The sequence below is a fragment of the Salinivibrio sp. YCSC6 genome (genome assembly GCF_004916735.1).
GTDB lineage: Bacteria > Pseudomonadota > Gammaproteobacteria > Enterobacterales > Vibrionaceae > Salinivibrio > Salinivibrio proteolyticus.
The window spans coordinates 458,459-478,756 of record NZ_CP039517.1 but is presented as its reverse complement, the minus strand read 5'-3'; the positions used below and the strand labels follow the sequence as shown (position 1 = coordinate 478,756).

Genomic DNA, 20,298 nt, shown 5'->3' with positions numbered 1-20,298 from the left:
TACGTAAATCCTAACACTGTTAGGTGCAGTCAACGATAACTAGGGCGGTCAACAACCCTCATGACTCGTTCGGTTATTTAGACAACCTCTTCTACACGTCGTACAGGATACAGCCCGAAAGGGCGACTCTTGTCTTTGCCGGCTTTATGCCGGCATTTTTTTGTGCTCAAATAAGCCTGCCTGTTTTTTTATGTTCAAACGGACAATGGCGTCCAATAATAATAACATTCGATCGTGTAGGCCTTATGATGCAACCGGTTTCCATGCTGCCTCCCTCTCTCTCAATGCTTGAACAGCTGCCAGGGTGCTGGGGATGCAAAGATAAAAACTCCGTGTTTGTTTACGCAAATAGTGAATACTGCCGGCTCGTGGGGCTCAAGCACCCTCAAGAGTGTATTGGTAAAACGGATCACGACATGCCCTGCCCAACCATCGCCTGTGCCGATCAATTTCAGGCGCAAGACAAACAAGTGATGGAAACAGGCAAACGTCTACGGGTGCTAGATATTCATCCTTACGCAAACGGCCGATGGTACGCCCATCTTTTTACCAAAACGCCCTGGTACGATGAAGCGGGGAATATCTGTGGCGTCGTTTTTTGTGGCCAAGAGTTGAGTGACACGGCGATCTTGGAAGTCGGACACTGGATATGCCGCGCAGTGACACATCCAGAGGATCATCCGCTCGACGCACCATCACATCGTCCCGACATCCATTTAACCGCGCGAGAGTCTGAAGTGCTATTCCTGCATCTATATGGCAAAAAGCCGCAATTAATTGCGCAAACTTTAGGGGTATCGGTAAAGACGATTGAAAACCACTTTGCACACCTGCGAGAAAAGTTTGGTGTAGAGTCCAAGGCAGCTTTAATTGAACGCGCGTTGGCGTTGGGGTTCGGCTCTGCGATCCCAGAGCGGTTGCTCTCTAAGCAAGTATCTGTGGTGTTGCGAGATTAACGTACTGAGAATAGAGAAAGTGCTACACAAAGCAGCACTTTTCATTGCTTACATTGGCTTAGGGCGCAAGGCGTTCAACATCCCATTGATCGTCATCGTTGCGCTGGTATAAGAAGCGGTCGTGCAGCCGATGCTCTCCGCCTTGCCAGAATTCAATGCTTTTTGGTTTCACACGATAGCCACCCCAGAATGTGGGCACTGGCACTTCACCTTTTGCGAATTGCTGTTTGAGCTCCATAAATTTACCTTCAAGGGCGGAGCGCGCTGTCAGACGCTCGCTTTGCTTACTCGCCCATGCAGCGATCTGGCTTTCCTTGGGACGGGAGGTAAAGTATTTAAACACCTCTTTTTTAGTCAATGGCTCAGCGTCGCCGGTGATATGCACTTGGCGCTCAATAAAGTGCCAAGGGAAATGTAGGCTAATTTGGCTATTGTTCTTTAAATGCAAGGCTTTACGACTGCCTAGATTGGTGTAAAACACGAACCCATCGTCACTGTAGTCTTTCAACAGCACAATACGTTGGAAAGGCTGACCGTTTTCATCCACTGTCGCGATCGTCATCGCGGTAGGGTCAGGAACTTGAGTTTCTATGGCCTGTTTGAGCCAATGTTCAAATAATTGTAGTGGGCTATCAGGCAAATCATTGCGGCGTAGACCGCCTCGCGTATATTCTCTTCGAATGTCAGACAGATCCATTGCATTCTCCAATTCATTCATTTTTCGTTATTTTGCGCAGGTTGCGCCAGATAGACAAGGATATTCTCGGGTACGGTATTAAACCGACTCCGATCAATGGCCAAGGAGCAAGACGGTGAAAAAGTCGCAATTTGTGTTGTCGGCGACCCTACTCGGCACGGTCTTATCCGTGATCGTTGGCATTGTCACCTTCAACGAAACCAAGTTTCAGTTAATTGCGCAAATGCGCGAGGATGTTCGACAACTCGAAGATAAGCTGTCTGCCGAGCTGGCTCGATACAGTGAGCTACCCGCCGTCCTCGCCACCGATCCACGCTTAGTCGCCTTATTAGCTGATTCGGCGCCCAAACAGCAAGTTGTAGAGATCAATCGTTTATTAGTTCGGTGGGCCTCGCGTCTTGAAGCCGACACCGTCTACCTGTTGAACAGACAAGGGACCACGATGGCGGCCAGTAATTGGCAGAGCCAAGCCTCTTTTGTGGGTCAAAACTATGCGTACAGGCCCTATTACCAACAAGCGATAAAAGGGGGAAAAGGCGCTTATTATGCCTTGGGCAGTCGTTCAGGAAAGCGCGGTTATTATTTTTCCTATCCCGTCCGTGACTCAAATCAACAGGGTTTACTGGGAGTGCTCGTCATCAAGGTTGACCTGTCGATTATCGAACAAGTATGGAAATATCAAACCTTTGACTACCTATTGACCGATCCGCAAGGGGTTATTTTTTACAGCTCTAACCCAGACTGGGTGTACCAAACACTCACTACCTTGCCCACGCCTCAAAAGCAAAGTATTCAACGCTCGAGGCGTTATGGCGACACCCCGCTTATCCCGCTGAGCCAGTTTCAGCATCCTCGCCAGTTAGGAGATAACGCGGTGGTTTCCCTCGGGCTAGATGCCTCTGCACGTCTGCCAATGCTGATGACCACACACACCATCAGCCAAGCAGATTGGCAGCTCTATGGACTCACGCCGATCAGCACCCTTTACCCTTATGTTTTTCAGGCAGTCGTACTATTCATCACGTTTTATTTCTTGGTCACTGTGATTGTCTTAGCATGGTGGCAGCGTCTTGCTGCTCAGCGCCAGCTTGCACGATTAAACCAGAATCTTGAACGTAAAGTCGCACGCCGTACACAATCTTTGCAAGCGTCCAACCTGCAATTGCGTGACACCCTTCATCAATACGAGCGCACGCAACAAGTGCTCAAACAAACACAATCAGAATTGGTACAAGCCGCCAAAATGGCGACCCTTGGAGAGATGTCTGCAGGGATCAACCATGAAATCAATCAACCACTTGCGGCCATGCGCACCTACACAGAAAACAGTCAGCGCTTACTGGCCAAAGCACGCTATCAAGACGTGGAAGCTAATTTGGCGAAAACGCTCGAATTGATTCAAATGATCAGTGACATTGTGGCGCGTTTTAAGATCTTCGCAAAAAAATCACAAACCCGAACAGGTACCCTCGATGTCGTGCCATTACTTCATGCCGCTGTCTCGTTGACCAAAAGCCGCTGGCTTCGTCAAGGCATCACGGTACAGCTTCCCTCACACTCAAGCCCTCTTTATGTTATCGCTGATGCCATTTTGCTTGAGCAAGTATTAGTCAACTTGCTCACCAACGCGATTGATGCTGTATCGAGTACTCCCGACCCTTGCATTCGGTTTGAGACTCAACACGATGCAAGCCGCCTTGAACTGCGTGTGATAGACAATGGTAAAGGCATGGATAGTGAAGCACTGGCACAGGTTTTTACGCCCTTTTTTACCACTAAAGAAACGGGACTCGGGCTTGGGCTGACGATTTCGACGCGGATCATCGAGAGCCTACATGGTCAACTTATCGCTAACACCAACCCAACAGGCGGAACCATCATGATCATTCGTCTGCCCGTTCCGACTAAGGAGAGTGAATAATGGAGCCGACAGTGATTGTGGTCGATGATGAGCCTGCAGTCCGCGATGCGATAACGCAGACACTGCGCCTTGATGACTGGCAGGTCAACGCGTTTGCGACCGCACAAGAGGCATTAGCGGCCCTGACCACCGACTTCTCAGGCGTTATCATCGCCGATATTAATATGCCCGTCATGGACGGTATGCAGCTATTGCAAGCGATATTAGCGCTCGATGGTGAGATGCAAGTGATCATGCTTACCGGCCACGGTGATATTTCTACCGCGGTCGAAGCCATGCGGCTGGGAGCGTACGATTTTATCGAAAAACCTTTTTCAACCGATCATCTGTTGGACGTGTTAAAACGCGCGTATGACAAGCGTGCTCTGGTGCTCGAAAACCGCGAACTTCGCAAGGAGCTTGCAGCGCAAAGTGGCCCCGGGCCGCGCATTTTAGGCAACCATCCGCAAGTGAAATCCGCCCGTCGTCAGCTGGGCTACTATCAGCAAACAGACGATGACGTGTTACTAGTCGGAGAAAAAGGCACCGGGAAAGAGCTGGCTGCTCGCTTTATTCACGACCATGGCAAATGGCAAAACACGCCCTTGATTACCCTCAAATGCCGCTTGCTGCCTACCCATTTGCTGGAGCAAACGTTATTTGGCGGCGAGTTGCCTCACTGGGCTAACAAAGCTGGAAAATTGCATGCTGCAGACGGTGGCTGTTTGTTAATTGACGGCATCGAGGCGCTACCGATCCCTCTTCAGCAACGGTTATATCGCTATATTCAGTTGCGTGATAATCCTGAGCATCCCCAAACCAGTCAGGTTCGCCTTATTGTCACATCACGGTTTGATTTGGCCGAGCGGGTACAACGTGAGCAATTCGATCCCGCATTATGTCAACACTTCCTGACTGGCCACGTTTTGATGCCGCCATTGCGTGACCGCTGTGATGACATTATCCCGCTATTTCAGAACTTTACTCGAACCATTGCGTCACGCTATGGCATCGAAGCCCCAACATTGTCTTCACCACAACAACAACGTTTATGCGCACACAGCTGGCCGGGCAATGTGCGAGAGCTTCGCGCTTATGCCGAGCGATTGGTCCTACTTGGCGAAGATAGGCTAGACAACGAAGCGCCTTCCGCGACCACAGAGTCTAAATTGCCCACACTGACGGACCGTGTCAGTCAATTTGAGTTTGAGATCCTTAGCGATGCATTGCGACGACATGGTGGTCGACTAAAAGACGTACAACAAGAATTGGGCCTCGCGAGAAAGACCCTTTACGACAAAATGCGCAAACACCAGTTAGATAAAGAAAATTTCAAACGTAGCCAACATTAGCGGTTCTTTCGTATCATCGTCGCGCAGTGATACATAGCTTCGCATAAAAACCGACAAATAAAGTAAAAAATCAGCAGCATAGACTAGACTTTTAAGAGCGGTTTCTAACATGGGGAGAGACATGGCTTGGCGCGATAAGTCTCATGCAGTATTGCCCAGAGACGAGCATCTCGATTACATCGATGATAAAACAGCGGCTTTGCTCTTAAACGCGCCAAAAAGTGCGCGTATCTTGTTGTGGACAATCGCTTTGTTTCTGATCGCAGCCGCCATCTGGGCCTCCCAAGCGCAACTCGATAAAGTGACGGTCGGGCAAGGAAAAGTGATCCCCTCCTCGCAACTGCAAGTGGTGCAAAACCTTGAAGGCGGGCTGGTTAAAGAGCTGTTGGTCAAAGAAGGCGATACGGTCGTCCGCGGCCAACGCTTAATCCTTATCGACGATACCCTGTTCCGGTCGGATTTTCGAGAGCGTGAGCAGGAACTCAATGGCTTGCGCGCCGATGAAATTCGCATTCGCGCATTGCTCGAGTCAGTACAAATTAATGACACCGCTGCACTGGAAGAGTGGCGCGACAGCATCATTCTCAATCGTCAACCGCTCCAAGTCCCCAGCGACTTGGCCGCAGCGCGTCCGGGGCTCGTGAACCAAGCACAAGCCAGTTATCAAGAGCAGCTATCGAACATTCAAAACCAGCTGTACGTGACGGCACAAAAAATTCGCCAAAAAGAGCAAGAACTGATCGAGCTCGAGTCACGCATCGACAACCTCGAGCAAAGCTTGGCGTTCGCACAAGAAGAGCTCAACATTACTCGCCCTCTCGCCGAAGAAGGGGTGGTGCCTCAAATTGACTTAATTAAACTGCAGCGCCAACTCAACGATACCCAACGTGAACTATCCTCTGCACAGTTATCGTTGCCTTCCGTGGTGTCATCAATGCGAGAAGCGGTATTCCAGCGTTTAGATGTCGCGTTAACGTTCAGAACAGAACAACAAGAAACCCTTAACCAAGTCGAACAGCAAATTGCATCGATGACAGAGGGAAAAGTGAGCCTACAAGACAGAGTCGCACGCACCGTGGTGACCTCCCCAGTTGACGGCACCGTGAAGAAGTTACATGTCAACACCGTCGGTGGCGTGATTCAGCCGGGGATGGACATTATTGAAATTGTTCCTTCGGAAGACAACCTGCTCATTGAGGCCAAAATCGCGCCACAAGACATTGCCTTTTTGCGCCCCGGGTTGGAAGCGGTGGTGAAGTTTAGCGCCTACGATTTTACCGTGTATGGTGGCCTGAACGGTCAGTTAGAAACCATCAGTGCAGACACCATTCAAGACGAGGAAGGCAACAGTTTTTATTTGGTTAAGGTACGCACCGAGAAAAACAATATCGGTGACGCAGAAACACTGCCGATTATTCCCGGGATGACCGCGTCTGTTGACATCATTACCGGGAAGCGAAGCGTCCTTGATTATCTGATTAATCCTATTGTTAGGGCACAAAACACGGCATTACGGGAATAGGGATGACTGAAATATGATGCCAGTTTGGACACGTATGAGTGCGGCTGTAATAGCGGTACTCAGTTTGCTCCCCGCCGCCCACAGCCAGTCGTTAGAACAGGCAGTGGTGCTCACACTCGCCACCGATCCTGAATTGCGTGGCGGGTTTCACGAGCTGATGAGCTTGCATGAGCAAATGAAAAACAGTGAAGGCGACTACCTTCCCGACATCGATTTAGACGCAGGTATTGGCTATGAGCGTATCGAAAACGACTCCACCCGCGCACAAGGTGATATCGACTTTGATCGCAAAGATGCCACACTAAGCCTGCGCCAGTTGTTATGGGATGGGCAAACCTCACACAATGTGAGGCGCACACGTTATGAAGCCAACAGTCAGCGCTTTCAACTGCTCTCCGATGCGGAAGACAAGGCCCTGCAAGTCGCCGAGGTCTATCTGGATGTGCTTAAGGCAGAACAAGTGTTAGATCTCTCTGAGGCCAATATGGCCGTGCATGAACAAATCCTCTCTGATATTCGTCGCCGCGCGGAGTCTGGAATTGGGTCAACGGCTGACTTATCCCAAGTCGAAGCACGTGTCGCGCGTGCCAACGCAAATTTACTCTCGGCACAAACCAACCTCGAAGACGCCTTTACTGCGTTTTTCCGTGTCGTGGGGGAGCCAGCCAACGAGCCAATTGAACCCGTTGTCGATAACCTTGCCTTACCGCCCTCCATTGATACAGCGTTAGAGCAAGCCGTCAGCCGCAGCCCATTGTTAAAACTGGCACGCTACGACATTGAGGCAGCGCGCGCTCAATACGAGCAGTTTAAAGGCAATCATCTGCCTAATGTTAGTTTGGAAGTCAGTCAAACGTGGGCTGATCAAGTCAGTGGCGTGAACGATACCAGTGATGAATTTAGCGCGATGGTGCGCTTTCGCTATAACCTTTTTAATGGAGGGAGCGATCAGGCCACCATTCGCAGAGGCGCATACGAGCTGAATCGCGCACGAGACATCTTTGACAATGCCTATCGGCAATTGGAAGAAAGTACGCGCTTAGCGTGGAGTGCTTACCAGCTAACCACCCAACAAAAAGTGTTTCTCCAACAACAAGTAGATGCAGCGTCAGACACAGTGCTGGCCTATGAAAAACAGTTTCGTATTGGCCGACGCACTTTATTGGACTTACTCAACACAGAAAACGAGTTGTTCGAAGCACGTCGCGCTTACCTTGACGCGAATTTTGATCATCTCTTGGCGCAATACCGACTGTTGAATAATACCGGCAATCTGTTGAATGCGCTGCGAGTGACAATACCTGCCGAATGGCAAGTCAACGCGGAGGACCACAAATGATGCGAGTCCTATTTTACGCTGTGTGTATCAGCCTCCTCAATGGCTGTGGTTATGCCATTATGGCACCGCCGGTGGCCCTGCAAGAACACGACGTTGCCGATGCGGATAAGGATGGCGTGATCAATGCACGTGACCGCTGTGAACAAACGCCAATCGGTGCCATAGTCGATAATCAAGGGTGTCCCAGTTATGTGGAGCCTGACTCCGCCGTTCAAGCGTCAGAGACGCCAGCCACATCGTTGCGGGTGCTATTTGCCAATGATACCGCAAAAGTCAGCCCCGACTATGTCACTGATATAACAGCTATGGCAGACTTCCTTACCCAGTACCCCGGCGTGTCAGTACGTTTAACCGGTCATGCCAGTGCCATTGGCTCGACCGAGTATAATTTACGCTTATCGCGAGAGCGGGCACGTGCGGTTAGGGCCGAGCTCGTCAGCGCCGGCATTGTTCCAAGCCGCATTGAGATTGATGCGCTGGGGGAAGCGAATGCCACGCACACCGATCCTAACGCGCCACAAGACCGGCGCGTGAGTGCAGAGCTGTTGAACTTTAAAGGAGATGTAGAGAAAGCGTGGACAATCTTCACTCGCCGGCCCCAGTAGTACAGCGAGCCGTATGTCTATGAAGCGATGGGGCGTCGCCATATTGGCCATTTTGCTGTCGATGAGTGTCGGCGGCTTGACCACCACTGAATCGCGTTGGATCCAGCAGGTTTCCGCGTTTTACGGTGAGCGTGCGGGCAAACGTGTATTGGCCTGGCGCAATATGGTCGCGAATACACAGAGTCTGTCGGAGCAAGAAAAGCTGCGCCAGGTAAATGATTTTTTTAACCAATTGTATTTTGTTGATGATATCGAGCTATGGGGAAAAAAAGACTATTGGGCGACGCCCCTTGAGTTTCTCGGCACCAGCGCAGGCGATTGTGAGGATTTTAGTATCGCCAAGTATTTCTCACTGCGAGAACTCGGTGTCGATGATAAGAAGCTACGGTTGGTGTATGTCAAAGCGATTCGGTTGGATCAGTTCCATATGGTTGTCGCTTACTATCCGACACCGTCATCGGAACCTGTGCTGCTCGATAACCTCGACCCAGAAATAAAGCGCGCTTCATTGCGGCGAGATTTGCTACCTATCTACAGCTTTAATGGTAGCCGATTGTGGCTGATGAAAGAGCGAGGCCAAGGGGAGCTGGCCGGTAACTCCTCACGACTCGGACTATGGAATGACTTACGTAACCGCGTCGACACGTTAAAAATGCAAAAACCCGTTAAACTTTTTGATAGGTAACGACCTATGACGTTATTCAACCAAATATTCACCTGGATGCTGGTCATTTTCTTCTTCTTGGTGTTGTCTGTGTTCGGTATCGAGCTCAACACCACGCGCAACTTTTTGCTCAACCAGCAAACCGCAGATGTGAACAATACCGTGAACTCGATGGGCTTGGCCCTCGCCCCTTACTTGGAATCAGACGATAAGGTGGCGGCCGAGTCTGTGATCAATGCGTTTTTTGACGGTGGCTTTTACCGTGAAGTCAACCTCACCCTGCTGTCCGATAACAGTGAAATCGTGCGCGAATATCCAGTTAAAATCCAAGGTGTTCCGCAATGGTTTATCAACCTCGATATTTTCCCAGTGATCACGGAAAAGCAAACCATTACCAGTGGCTGGATGCAATTGGCAGAAGTAGAGGTCGTGGCCCATCCCGGCTATGCCTACAAACAATTGTGGAAGTCGTTTGTACAATTGGGGTCGAGTATGGCGGTCATTTTTCTGATCGCATCGGTCGTGATCGGCTGGCAATTGCGCCGCTCTCTCAAGCCCTTAGCCCGTATCACCGCAAAAGCAGGCGAGATTGCTAAAAACCGATTTGGCGACCCTATTCCGCTTCCCCCGACCATTGAATTAAAAACCGTGGTCAGGGCCATCAATGTCATGACCGAACAGCTGAAAAGCTATTTTGAGCAACAAGCCAAAGAAGCCGACCGATTACGCAAAACCGCTTATCGCGATGCCGTTTCTGGGCTCGGCAACCGCAGCTTTTACGTCGGCCAACTTAAATCTTGGCTCACCGAATCGGGCGTTGGCGGGATGGCACTGATTAAGGTTGATCTGATCAGTGAAGCGTACAAAAAACAAGGGTTCGAAGCGGGTGATAACTTGGTGGAACGTTTTGCCAATAATCTCACCCACACCATTATTACCGATGACAGCATGACAGCGGCCCGTTTGAGCAAGGACGAGTTTGTGATCTTAGCTCCCAATACCGACGCTGATGATCTGCGACTACTCGGTGAAAGTGTGCTGGCAATGGTAGTCGATATGCAAGCCGATCCCATGGGGCTTACGCCGCCGAAAGTGGCTGTCGGTTTAGCCGTGAATGGTGGAGGGAATCGTGATGCCAGTATCTTGCTCTCGCAAGCCGATAATGCGCTTTCTCAAGCGCGGAATACTCCCGATCATCCAGTGGTGCTGATTGACCAGTCGATGGGCGATGCGGCGATGGGTAAACAGCAATGGAAAGCACTCCTTCATGAAGCGGTGGCGAAAGAGCTCTTTGTATTTAAGTTTCAGTCTGTCAGTGACAGCACCTCAAAACTGCTCCACCAAGAGGTCTTCTCGGCGATTGAAAAAGACGGTGAGTATTATGGCGCCGGCCACTTCTTAGGGGCAGTAGAGCAACTTCAGTTGGGTGAGACCTTAGATAAATATGTGATCACCCACATTATGAAAACCCTCGCTCAAGATAAGAGTGCCGGCCCACTCGCGGTGAACTTAACCCTAAGCAGTATCACGAATGCATCCTTTATCCGTTGGTTAGGCAGCGCCATGTACCAAAACAGAGGACTTGCCGGTCGTCTGTTGTTTGAAATCCCGGAAGTGGCGTTTGTCCGCCATGCCGACCACACCAGTCTGCTCACGGATCAAATTCGTCAGGCGGGTTTCCAATTTGGTGTGGATAACTACGGGCGTAACTTCCAGTCACTCGATTACTTGCAACGCTTCAAGCCTGATTACGTGAAAATCGATTTTGCCTATACCAATAATATCGATGACGATGCTCAGGGACATGTGTTGGCGTCGGTGTGTCGTACGGCCCATAACCTCAATATCACCACCATCGCAACACGGGTCGAAACCGAAGCACAGCTTGCTCGCCTCTCGGAGTTATTCGTGAACGGCTTCCAAGGCTATATCTTTGAGAAATCTAAGGACAGCAATGGTTAAAGATCCGCTGCTACAATCTCTCATCTATGTGTCGCGTTATTTCGGTAACGCGAACTCTCCGGACGCACTGGTGTCAGGCCTACCCATTTCCGATGGTTATCTATCGCCCTTTCTCCTTCCGCGCGCCGCCGAGCGCGCTGGTATTGTTGCCAAAGAAGAAACCATGGCCATCAAAGAGGTCTCGCCGTTACTTTGCCCTGCCATTTTGTTGATGAAAGATAACGATGCGTGCGTCTTGCTAGGATTAGATTTAGCAGCTGGCCAAGCAGAAATTGTCCTGCCTCACGCGGATATGACGCCCCAGTGGGTCATGCTGGATGACCTTAATGACGCCTATGTCGGACGGCTTTTCTTACTTAAAAAGCAATTTCGATATGATGAGCGCTCTCCCAAAGCGCAAGTCAAAGATGAAGGCCATTGGTTTTGGGGCACACTTTGGCAATCTCGCCACATCTATCGCGATGTCCTGATTGCCTCATTATTTATCAATGTATTTGCCATCAGTGTGCCGCTATTTTCGCGGTTGGTTTACGACAAGATAGTCCCAAATCTTGCGTTTGATTCCCTCTGGGTGCTGGCCAGTGGCATTTTCGTCATTTTCGTTTTTGACCTCTTGCTCAAACTCCTGCGCAGTTACTTTATTGATATATCGGGTAAGAAAACTGACTTGCTGATCTCTTCACGTATCTACGCCAAAGTGATTGGGATTAAGATGGAAGCACGGCCGCCGTCCGTAGGCGCGTTTGCAAGGCATATGCAAGAATTTGAGTCTATCCGCGAATTCTTTACCTCTGCCTCCATTTCAACGCTCATCGACCTCCCCTTTGCGTTGATTTTTCTCTTCGTCATTTGGCTGGTCGCAGGTCCTCTGGTGATTGTGCCCCTGATTGCCGTCTCCTTGCTTATTATCCATGCCATGCTGATTCAAAAACCGCTACGGCGCACAATTGAAGAAGGCACGCGTTTATCGTCCCAAAAAAATGCCAACCTAATTGAAAGCCTCGTTGGCCTAGAAACGATTAAGATTTTTGGTGCCGAAAGCCAGTTTCAATACCGCTGGGAAGAAGCCGTGGCGCATATGGCGAATTGGAGCATCAAAACTCGACGCTTGACCGATTCCGTCCACAACTCCGCGAGCTTTGTCCAACAGTTTGTCGTGGTCAGTATGATAGTGTTTGGTGTCTATCAAATCGCGGAAGGCGCCTTGACCATGGGTGGACTGATAGCGGCCAGCATGCTCAGCTCTCGCGCAGTTGGGCCCTTGGTTCAGCTTTCTTTACTTTCAACGCGCTATCACCAAGCCAAATCTGCTTTAGATATTATCGAACAGCTCATGGACTTGCCCACGGAGCAAGTGGAGGGCAAACGCTACATTCATCGTCCGATGATGCGCGGTAAAGTCGAGCTAGATAACGTTGACTTCCATTACCCCAATGCCACCTCTCAAGCACTGCGTCGTGTCTCGTTTACCATTTATCCCGGAGAGAAAGTCGCAATCATCGGCCGAGTAGGCTCAGGGAAAACGACCATTGCACGCTTGTTGGTAGGGCTTTATCAACCCACGTCAGGATCCGTGGCTTTTGACGACACCGACATTTCCCAGCTCCATTACATTGATGTGCGTCGTAATGTCGGTTTTGTTCCTCAAGAACCAACCCTCTTTTTTGGTTCGATTCGTGACAATATTACCCTTGGTCAGCCGTTGGCGGATGATATCGATATTATGGATGCAGCGACCCGTGCCGGAGTTCTCGCGTTCACCCAATACGATTCAGCCGGTTTAGAGCGTCAAGTGGGTGAAGGTGGCGTTTTGTTGTCAGGGGGTCAGCGACAAGCTGTCGCGCTCGCTCGCGCTTTATTAGGACGTCCGCCCGTGATCATTTTAGATGAACCCACCAGTCAGATGGATAACCGTACTGAACAGTTCATTAAGACTCAGCTCAAAGACCTTCGCCGAGAGGAGACGCTAATTCTGAATACCCATAAAACCGGTATGCTCGATGTGGTCGATCGTGTCATTGTGATGGAACAAGGCAGTGTGGTTGCGGATGGGCCGAAAAAAGCGGTGTTACAAGCATTAAAAGAAGGGAAAATAAGGAAAGTCAGTTAATCAGTTTACAGTGTAAACTCGCGATTAAGCTTTCGCTTGATAGGGTTTAAGCTGAATTTTTGCATTCTCATACATCAAAATGGACGGACCGTGCTCCGAGTCGACCGAATGCTTTTCTTCCCCGATGGTGCAATGCACTCGGCTCAAAAGAGACTTGGTCGCGACAATCGTCGATTCCCGGTAGCCCGCGGCAATTTGTGCATCCGTCACTTCAATCTCGTGTTCAATGTTGTCTATCTCTTCAAAAAGATGATCGCGCGTGGTGGTAATACGCTCTACCATCGCTGCATCACGCTTTTGAGCCGGTAAGGCTTCAAGCTTCGCTTCTGCGGCTTTGATGCGGTTAAGTTGCGCTTTTTTCTCTTCCCATTGTTTATTGAGATCGACCACTTCACGTTTCAACAACGCCAAGCGTGAGAAGCAATGAATATATGTGTGTGCCCCTGCACTCGCACCGATGATCACCGCCTCCACTTTTTCACCTACTTCGTGTTTACCCCCCGCCAGTGTCCCTTTTCGTTTCGTGGCATCGGCAATCATCAGTGATTTACCCACATGGGTTTGACAGTGCATCGCATGCAACGTGAGCTCGAGGTTGTTGTTAGCACACAAGGTGGCATACTGCGCAAACTTAGCAACGATGTTGCCTTCCGCCACCAAGGTACAATTGATCTCGGAGTCAGAGGCTACTTGGCGGCCGATAATACCATTTTGTATGATAATGTCTCCGCCTGCCGTGATGGTGCATGACTCAACGACACCGCCGACAGTAACTGTGCCGGTCGCAGTCACTTTCATCCCGACTTCGACGTCGCCTTTAATCACCACACTCCCTTCAAAATTAACGTGCCCTGTCCCCACATCGACCGCGTCCAAACTCAAGGCATCATCTACCGCGACACCGTCATCCAATAAACGCGGAATACCCGCCATGGTTGCCACTAAGATATTAGGGTCTTTATTGCTGAATTCACTGCCATCATGTGCATTCAGCGCCATGGGTTTACCTGGTGTGGTCGGTAATACCGACCCAGTCACAGTGAAGCCTTCGTAACCGGCAGTTTCAGGCACCAGCTTGGCGAGTGGCTGACCATTTTTCACCATCACCATCTCACCGAGATCACGCATATCGACTCGCCCGTCATCACGCTCTCTCGGTCGGCGAACGCGATCGGCGGGATCTTCGATTAAATAAACGATATGGGCGTCTTCACCCGGCACTGGCTGGCGACCAAACGCAACCGGTACATCCAAATATTCGCCTGGTTTTAAGCGCCCAGAAGCAGAGAGGAGTTTTTGTAAGGTTGGCTTTTTGATGCCACGCACAATGTTGGCTTCACGCAAGGTCGAGAGAATATCATTGGCTTTAAGACCACTGCCACCACAGGCACCATTCACGACTAAGTAGGCTGTCATTTTATCGTCAGCAATACGTGCTTCGACTGTTGCATCACGGCTTTCGGCAATGATGATTTCTTCGGACTCATCATGTTCGGCACTGTCATTCAGCTTGGCGAGCGCAGATTGAATCGTATCATCAAAGCAAAAGAAACTTCCGACCTTGTTGGCAACCAACCAGTCTTTAATCTGATGTTTATCAACCGGCTCATCGCCTTGATGATGTCCGCCGATTGATAGATATACTCGTTGTCCATCCTGCGATATACGTAGGATTTCGTCTAGCATCTTGGTCCCTGCCTATTCGGTCCTTTTGAAAACCATATCGTCAACGCGAAACAGTCCTCGTCATGAGTTTAAACCTTTATCGAGGCGAAATCTTTTGGGTAGTTTCTTATAAATTAGCTGACATTGAACGCAATCGCGCGCAATTGTCTCATTAATAATAAATTATAGGGGTTTTGGCACACATGGAAGTGAGGTCACGTCTAAAATCGTGAGGTAGTAAGCGTTTATCATAAAAAAGTGTGAGGATGCAGTGAGAAGCGTACATCTTATTGCATATCACGCATTCCGGTTAGAATGCGTGCTATCTAACACGATTATATCTTCGTCACCGTTAAAGCTGAGCGTAGGCATTGCGTTTTGGCAATAATTTACAGTGTAAATAGGGGCAGCGATAGGACGTCAAATTTACACTGTAAATAGAGGCTAATTATCCAATCGAAAAGCCACGTAATCACGCAGGGCTTTCTCTGCCGCCTTCTTACCTGACAGATTAAACCGAGCACAGACAGTTTGCCAACAAAGGCCTTGTAGGACTTTACTGGTTAATAGCGCCTCGCGCCAATCCCACTCGACAGGCGACGTTGACTGAAATGTCCACCGAGTCCAGGCTTGCAAACTCCCAATCGCCGCTTCAGTGCCAACACCGCCGGCCGCATACCCCTGCACTTGACGAGTCTCCGCATTGGTTAGCGGACGAGCGGGCATGAATGCGACCAGTGTCGCCGCAATATCCGGCTCCAAATTCTGGTGTGCGCTCATCAATAAAAGGGGGAAGCTTTGCTGAAAAAGCGTCACGGCTTCTTTCATCCATGTCATCGTCTCTACCGGCCTAATTAACTGCAATGAGTAACATCCGCTAGCCTGGTCGCGCTTGATGCCAAGTTTGACCGGTTCAAAACCCTGCTTCTGCCAAAAGAGGATAAGGTCTTTTGTCGTCCCAAAACTGGTGCCTATACAGGCTATATTTTCTTTCGCGGCTTGCTGTTGAAGATGCGTCAGTAGTCCACTTGCGACACCGTGCCGACGCCATTCAGGAGCGACCGCAATGCGCTGAATACGCCATAGCTTGTTCTCTAACACCGTTGCGTATCCAAGGTGAGTCGCCAATGATTGTGCCAGTAAGTGCCCGCGAATACGGCGAGTGCCTGCAATCACTGCCTCACTTAACGGAGTTGAAAAGCCTCCCTCTTCCGCCACCACCACAACGCCAATCGTGTGTTCACCTTGCTTGGCAACGACGATATGCAAACTATCATCATCAAGCAACAAGGCTAAATCATTTGGCGATGTTTGATAATGGGCCGTCATCAATAAAGAAAATAGCGTGACCAACTCTTGTTCATGATGGAATAGATGTTCAGCGCTGAGCGTTTTAAACTGCAAAACGCTATCCGCAGACGGCTCCACCTTTGGTGGTATCACATCGTGAGCTACATTGAGTAGGAAAAGCTGATTCAGACAGGTCTCTACCGGATCGCCTTCGGCCCAACGCATGGGTTCGGTTAGGGTGAGAGAGCGCCACTGTGGCTGTTCTTCTTCGAGGAGCGCGCGTAATCTAAGCGTAAAGGCGCGACCCGTTCCTTCATAACCATGCTCGGTACTGGCAATGGCGACACGGCTATACTGGCGAAGGAGCTGACTAAGCATGGGCAGTGGAATGGCTGCCGCCTCATCAACGAGAAGAAGATCGGCGTCGGGGCATTCTCGCAGCAACGCATCTGGCGCGACAAAGCGAATACGACTACCTTCAACACCAACATCAAGCCCATTCACATCCGTTGTGCCCAGCTGCTGTTTGGCATGGGCAAACAAGGTAGTGACATTGGCGGGAGTTGGCGACGTCACCACAATTTGTCGCGGCGCTTGTAAGGCTAACTGCGCTGCCGCTATTCCCATCGCCGCGGATTTGCCACGTCCACGATCCGCGGTCAGCAATAAGGGTCGACGGCGATGCCCAGTCACTACTTTTTTTAATCCGTTAATTGCATCTTGTTGTGAAACGAGATGAGATACGTCGGATAAAGGCGGAAGGGTGGGCGCCCGACAACCTTGATGTGAAATCCAAGCCACACTGTCCGTATTTTGCAAAAGCCGAAGCATTCTTCTGACCGATAACGGTAAGGTCGCCACATCGGCCGCCACCTGCAAGATGATCAGAGAGCCGGCTCGACAGCAACCACTGATCGCACAGAAGGCCTCACTATTAAATGCCCCATCAACGTCCACTAACAGATGGCCACACTCTTGCCCTAACCATTGTTTGGCTTGCCGCCAGCTGATGACATCCGGTACATCTTGACTTGCTACGCGACGCACTGGCGCTTCTCCTAACGCCAAGAGGATGTCAGCCACCGACCGCTCAGAGACCACCAGTTGACGATGCGAGCGGGCTTGGGCTGTTTCAATGAGCTGAGAGAGAAACTGGGACAACAGAGACGTGGCCAACATGAAGCGCCTAATCGAGTAGCAAACAATAGGCTGATCATAACTGAAAGCAAAAAAAACGGCACGCAATGCGTGCCGATATTCAATCACGAGGTCGAGGCTTACACGTTATCAAGCTGCTCTTTAATTAATGCGAGAATACGCTCAGCTTGCTGATCATCAATCTTTTTAAGGTTGATGCTTAAACTACTGCCTTTGCGTCGATACGCCGCACGGCCTTCTACTAAGGTCGTTGATTGCTCTTTTTGCTTCGCTTTTGGCGTAACTAACTCATCCTTAAATTGCTCGATGTGCAAGGTCACTTCTCGGGTAATACGCGTCACGCCTTGTGCATCCACTTGTTGCCACAACGGCGTATTTCCCAGTTTATCCAATAGTGCCTGCTGTTGACTGTCGTCTAAGCCAAAGAACAAACGATGCAACTTCACAATGGTCGGACGGCCAAGTTCGGCGACACTCGGATAGGCTTGCAGTAATGGCAAGGGTAGGGCAGCAGCCTTCAGCGCACCACTGACCAGTGCTTCACTGCACTGGCAGACGGTTGCCAACGCCTTTTGATCAGCCACTTCGCCACTATCCAACATGGCTTGCATCTCTTTGCCTCGCTCATACAACGACAAAGGTTTATGCGCATTGGCGACATCAGAAAGAAATTTTGCATGACGCGTACTAATACCTTTCGCGACATAAACGAGGAAGTCTTGTTCTGCAATCAAGCACGACATGCGACGGCGGCTACCGTCCAATACCTCAATGCGTCCATCATCTAACCAACGTCCCACCGCGGGGTATTGCTGACCACGGTCTTTGAGCGTAGTGAGAATATCTGATAACGCGAGCTCATTAAGAAACGACTGCTCTCGGGCGTTTTTATCAAATACCGTGGTTTTCTCGGCGATATCTGCCGCCGGTACTTTAATTAGCTCAAATTCAACAGTATTTTCGCCGGCCACGGCCAGCTCAATCACCGCCGCTTTTTCGCTAGCCGCTTTTTGCGCTTCTTGCGTGGTGGTGGCGCGACGCTTGTCGGCTTTGGCAAACAAGCGTGCATTCAAATCGGAAGTTTTAATCGCCATTCTTCTTTATCACTCCTGATTGAGCAATGCCCAGTGACTATGTAGCACACGCTCAAGCTCAAGCCCAACACGGTGCACCGCTTCTTGCGCAGTTGATAGCGTCTTCTTACCTCCCTCAAAGTCTTGCGAGGTCAAATCAAAGACAGTGCTATACGTATCTGCACAAGTCTCAAACGCGCGGCTTCGAGGAATCGTCGCCATCATCACTTGGTCACCCAAAAGGTAGTTCATTTCAGTCAACACTGAAATTTGCTTTTTATTATCATCTTCAAACATGGTTGGCATTAAGCGCACAAACTCGAGACCATGCCAATCTTCAGGGAACATTTCATACACTTGAGGTAAGTGCTGGAAAAAGTTCACCGTTGACGCCCAATCTAAGCGCTTGGCGGCACACGGGATCACCAACGCATTTGACGCATACATCGCATTCCAAACGAGGGGATCGATGTGCGGACCCGTATCAATCATGATCACATCGAACTCATCACTGATAGGATCAATAACCTTCTCTTTGAGTAATTCGACGACATCGAGCGACTGACTGCTTGCCAATGCTTGCCAAGCTTCTGCGTTGAACATGGCATCCTCAGGAAAGGCAGCCATGGTTTTTAAGTTTGGATATTGCGTCGGCAACAAGACATTACGCATCATAAAGTCTTTATCTGCCGCTTGGGGGGTATTATCCAGCATGACGTCGACCGCCGAATAAATCCCTTCCTGTTCCGTCAGGCTGATTTGTGGATTGAGGAATAGACGCAACGATCCTTGAGGGTCAAGGTCAATTAAACAAATGCGATAGCGCTTCTCCAGGTTTAATGCCATACAGGCCGCGAGATGCACCGCACTCATTGATTTACCCGTTCCGCCTTTCTGGTTCTGGATGTTAATCACCCAAGGCTTATGGGCTTTTCCCTTACGCTCATGAAAAGAGGGGACATTGGCCGCATCCATGATTTTATGAGCTTCATCTAAGGTAATCGAGTAGTGGTTTGCATTGTTCTTGGTGAACTGATGCCCTTGCTGCTCCATACGAGAAATTGCTTCATCTAGCTTACGACGGGTTAAGCCAGATCGGGTTTCCATCAACGCTTTTGACATTGGTGGAAACAACTGATCATGTCGCTCTTCCATCACAATTTCGACGCGATCAGACTGAACTTGTTTCGTCTGCGCAGCGATATTGCGAAGGTTTTCAATCGTCTTTTCCCTATCCATCTTCTTTTCGCCATCATGAGGAATAATTGGCGATTGTACAGCACTAAGAAGTAAATACAATAAAAAGCTGAACAGATAGCAATCAAATAAAGATCCTGCTCACAATTGTTATTCTAGCGAATATAAGGGCAGTTTTGCCGCCATAATTTTGCGATTGATTGTAGGACAAACGCCAAACATTTAGAATGTCACAGTGTCACTTATTTACAATGTAAACGGAAACACTTCACGGAAGCCTATTTCATGATGGACAAATTACGGATGGTGTCATTTCAATCTTAATTGTCTGTCTGACGATACTCCACGAGTCACCTTTCTACCTCGCTTGATGCTATTAGTAACCTTTAACATGGCTTTTGATCATTTATCCCGAAAACATGATCAAGGCAGATGCGATGTAAAGCGTAGTAACCTTGATCATGCTTACGCTATCGGTATCCCTTTTAAGGAACGATGATCAAGTAATATATCCGTTGAATTTGTCAGCAAATGGACGCTCACTGACACCAGTGAATACGGAAAAATGATCAAGTGAACCGCGACAAGCGGACTCTTCCCTATTCAGGCCGGAACGATGAGACCAGTTGGCTAAAATACGGTGAATGTCCGATGTAGCAAGGGATCGCAAAGGATCGTCTCACCATTCCGCAGCTACAGTAGGCTCGCAGTTATCGCTACGCATACGATCCAACAGCACGATCGCCATCATGATCATTGTTCCGTAAGTCGGACACATATCTCGGCTTCGCTAATCTACTGTGAATGT

Annotated in this window: 14 protein-coding genes; 9 read left to right on the top strand and 5 right to left on the bottom strand. The window is 49.6% G+C overall.

What is annotated here, in order from left to right:
- The first annotated feature begins 248 nt into the window (after positions 1–248).
- Positions 249–956 carry a PAS domain-containing protein gene (locus E8E00_RS16020; protein ID WP_096632761.1) on the top strand — a complete coding sequence of 236 codons (708 nt, stop codon included), beginning with the start codon at positions 249–251 and terminating at the stop codon, positions 954–956.
- Positions 957–1,014: 58 nt separating this feature from the next.
- Here E8E00_RS16020 and pdxH read toward each other — a convergent pair whose 3' ends face one another.
- Positions 1,015–1,653, bottom strand: a complete 639-nt coding sequence (gene pdxH, locus E8E00_RS16015; RefSeq protein WP_077479657.1) for a pyridoxamine 5'-phosphate oxidase — start codon at positions 1,651–1,653, stop codon at positions 1,015–1,017.
- A gap of 115 nt (positions 1,654–1,768) precedes the next feature.
- Here pdxH and E8E00_RS16010 point away from each other — a divergent pair, with 115 nt between their 5' ends.
- The 8 genes from E8E00_RS16010 (at position 1,769) to E8E00_RS15975 (ending at position 13,107) form a co-directional block, all read left to right on the top strand.
- Positions 1,769–3,574: an ATP-binding protein gene (locus tag E8E00_RS16010; RefSeq protein ID WP_096631929.1), complete on the top strand. Its 1,806-nt coding sequence runs from the start codon at positions 1,769–1,771 to the stop codon at positions 3,572–3,574.
- Positions 3,574–4,905, top strand: coding sequence for a sigma-54 dependent transcriptional regulator (locus tag E8E00_RS16005; protein WP_096631932.1), 1,332 nt, complete (start codon positions 3,574–3,576; stop codon positions 4,903–4,905). The genes E8E00_RS16010 and E8E00_RS16005 overlap by 1 nt, the downstream gene beginning before the upstream one ends.
- A 121-nt stretch (positions 4,906–5,026) precedes the next feature.
- Positions 5,027–6,427, top strand: a complete 1,401-nt coding sequence (locus E8E00_RS16000; RefSeq protein ID WP_096631935.1) for an HlyD family type I secretion periplasmic adaptor subunit — start codon at positions 5,027–5,029, stop codon at positions 6,425–6,427.
- A 16-nt stretch (positions 6,428–6,443) separates the two neighbouring features.
- Positions 6,444–7,766, top strand: a complete 1,323-nt coding sequence (locus tag E8E00_RS15995; protein ID WP_084781193.1) for a TolC family outer membrane protein — start codon at positions 6,444–6,446, stop codon at positions 7,764–7,766.
- Positions 7,763–8,371, top strand: a complete 609-nt coding sequence (locus tag E8E00_RS15990) for an OmpA family protein (protein ID WP_069586771.1) — start codon at positions 7,763–7,765, stop codon at positions 8,369–8,371. Before E8E00_RS15995 ends, E8E00_RS15990 begins: the two co-directional genes overlap by 4 nt.
- Positions 8,372–8,390: 19 nt before the next feature.
- Complete coding sequence (locus E8E00_RS15985) at positions 8,391–9,056, top strand: transglutaminase-like cysteine peptidase (RefSeq protein ID WP_069586770.1); 666 nt, start codon at positions 8,391–8,393, stop codon at positions 9,054–9,056.
- A gap of 6 nt (positions 9,057–9,062) precedes the next feature.
- Positions 9,063–10,997 (top strand): EAL domain-containing protein, encoded by a 1,935-nt coding sequence (locus E8E00_RS15980; RefSeq protein WP_069586769.1) that lies wholly within the window; start codon positions 9,063–9,065, stop codon positions 10,995–10,997.
- On the top strand, positions 10,990–13,107 hold the full coding sequence (locus E8E00_RS15975; RefSeq protein WP_096631938.1) for a type I secretion system permease/ATPase: 2,118 nt from the start codon (positions 10,990–10,992) through the stop codon (positions 13,105–13,107). Before E8E00_RS15980 ends, E8E00_RS15975 begins: the two co-directional genes overlap by 8 nt.
- 24 nt (positions 13,108–13,131) lie before the next feature.
- On the opposite strand, the gene E8E00_RS15970 is transcribed toward E8E00_RS15975, so the two are convergent.
- The 4 genes from E8E00_RS15970 to E8E00_RS15955 all read right to left on the bottom strand — a co-directional run bounded on the left by E8E00_RS15970 (position 13,132) and on the right by E8E00_RS15955 (position 19,532).
- Complete coding sequence (locus E8E00_RS15970; RefSeq protein WP_096631941.1) at positions 13,132–14,793, bottom strand: DUF342 domain-containing protein; 1,662 nt, start codon at positions 14,791–14,793, stop codon at positions 13,132–13,134.
- Positions 14,794–15,216: 423 nt separating this feature from the next.
- The gene (locus E8E00_RS15965) at positions 15,217–17,241 is read right to left on the bottom strand and encodes a GNAT family N-acetyltransferase (protein WP_136588412.1); all 2,025 of its coding nucleotides are present in this window, start codon (positions 17,239–17,241) and stop codon (positions 15,217–15,219) included.
- A 98-nt stretch (positions 17,242–17,339) separates the two neighbouring features.
- Positions 17,340–18,314 carry a ParB/RepB/Spo0J family partition protein gene (locus E8E00_RS15960; protein ID WP_096631947.1) on the bottom strand — a complete coding sequence of 325 codons (975 nt, stop codon included), beginning with the start codon at positions 18,312–18,314 and terminating at the stop codon, positions 17,340–17,342.
- A 9-nt stretch (positions 18,315–18,323) separates the two neighbouring features.
- The gene (locus E8E00_RS15955) at positions 18,324–19,532 is read right to left on the bottom strand and encodes a ParA family protein (RefSeq protein WP_069586764.1); all 1,209 of its coding nucleotides are present in this window, start codon (positions 19,530–19,532) and stop codon (positions 18,324–18,326) included.
- Positions 19,533–20,298: the final 766 nt, after the last annotated feature.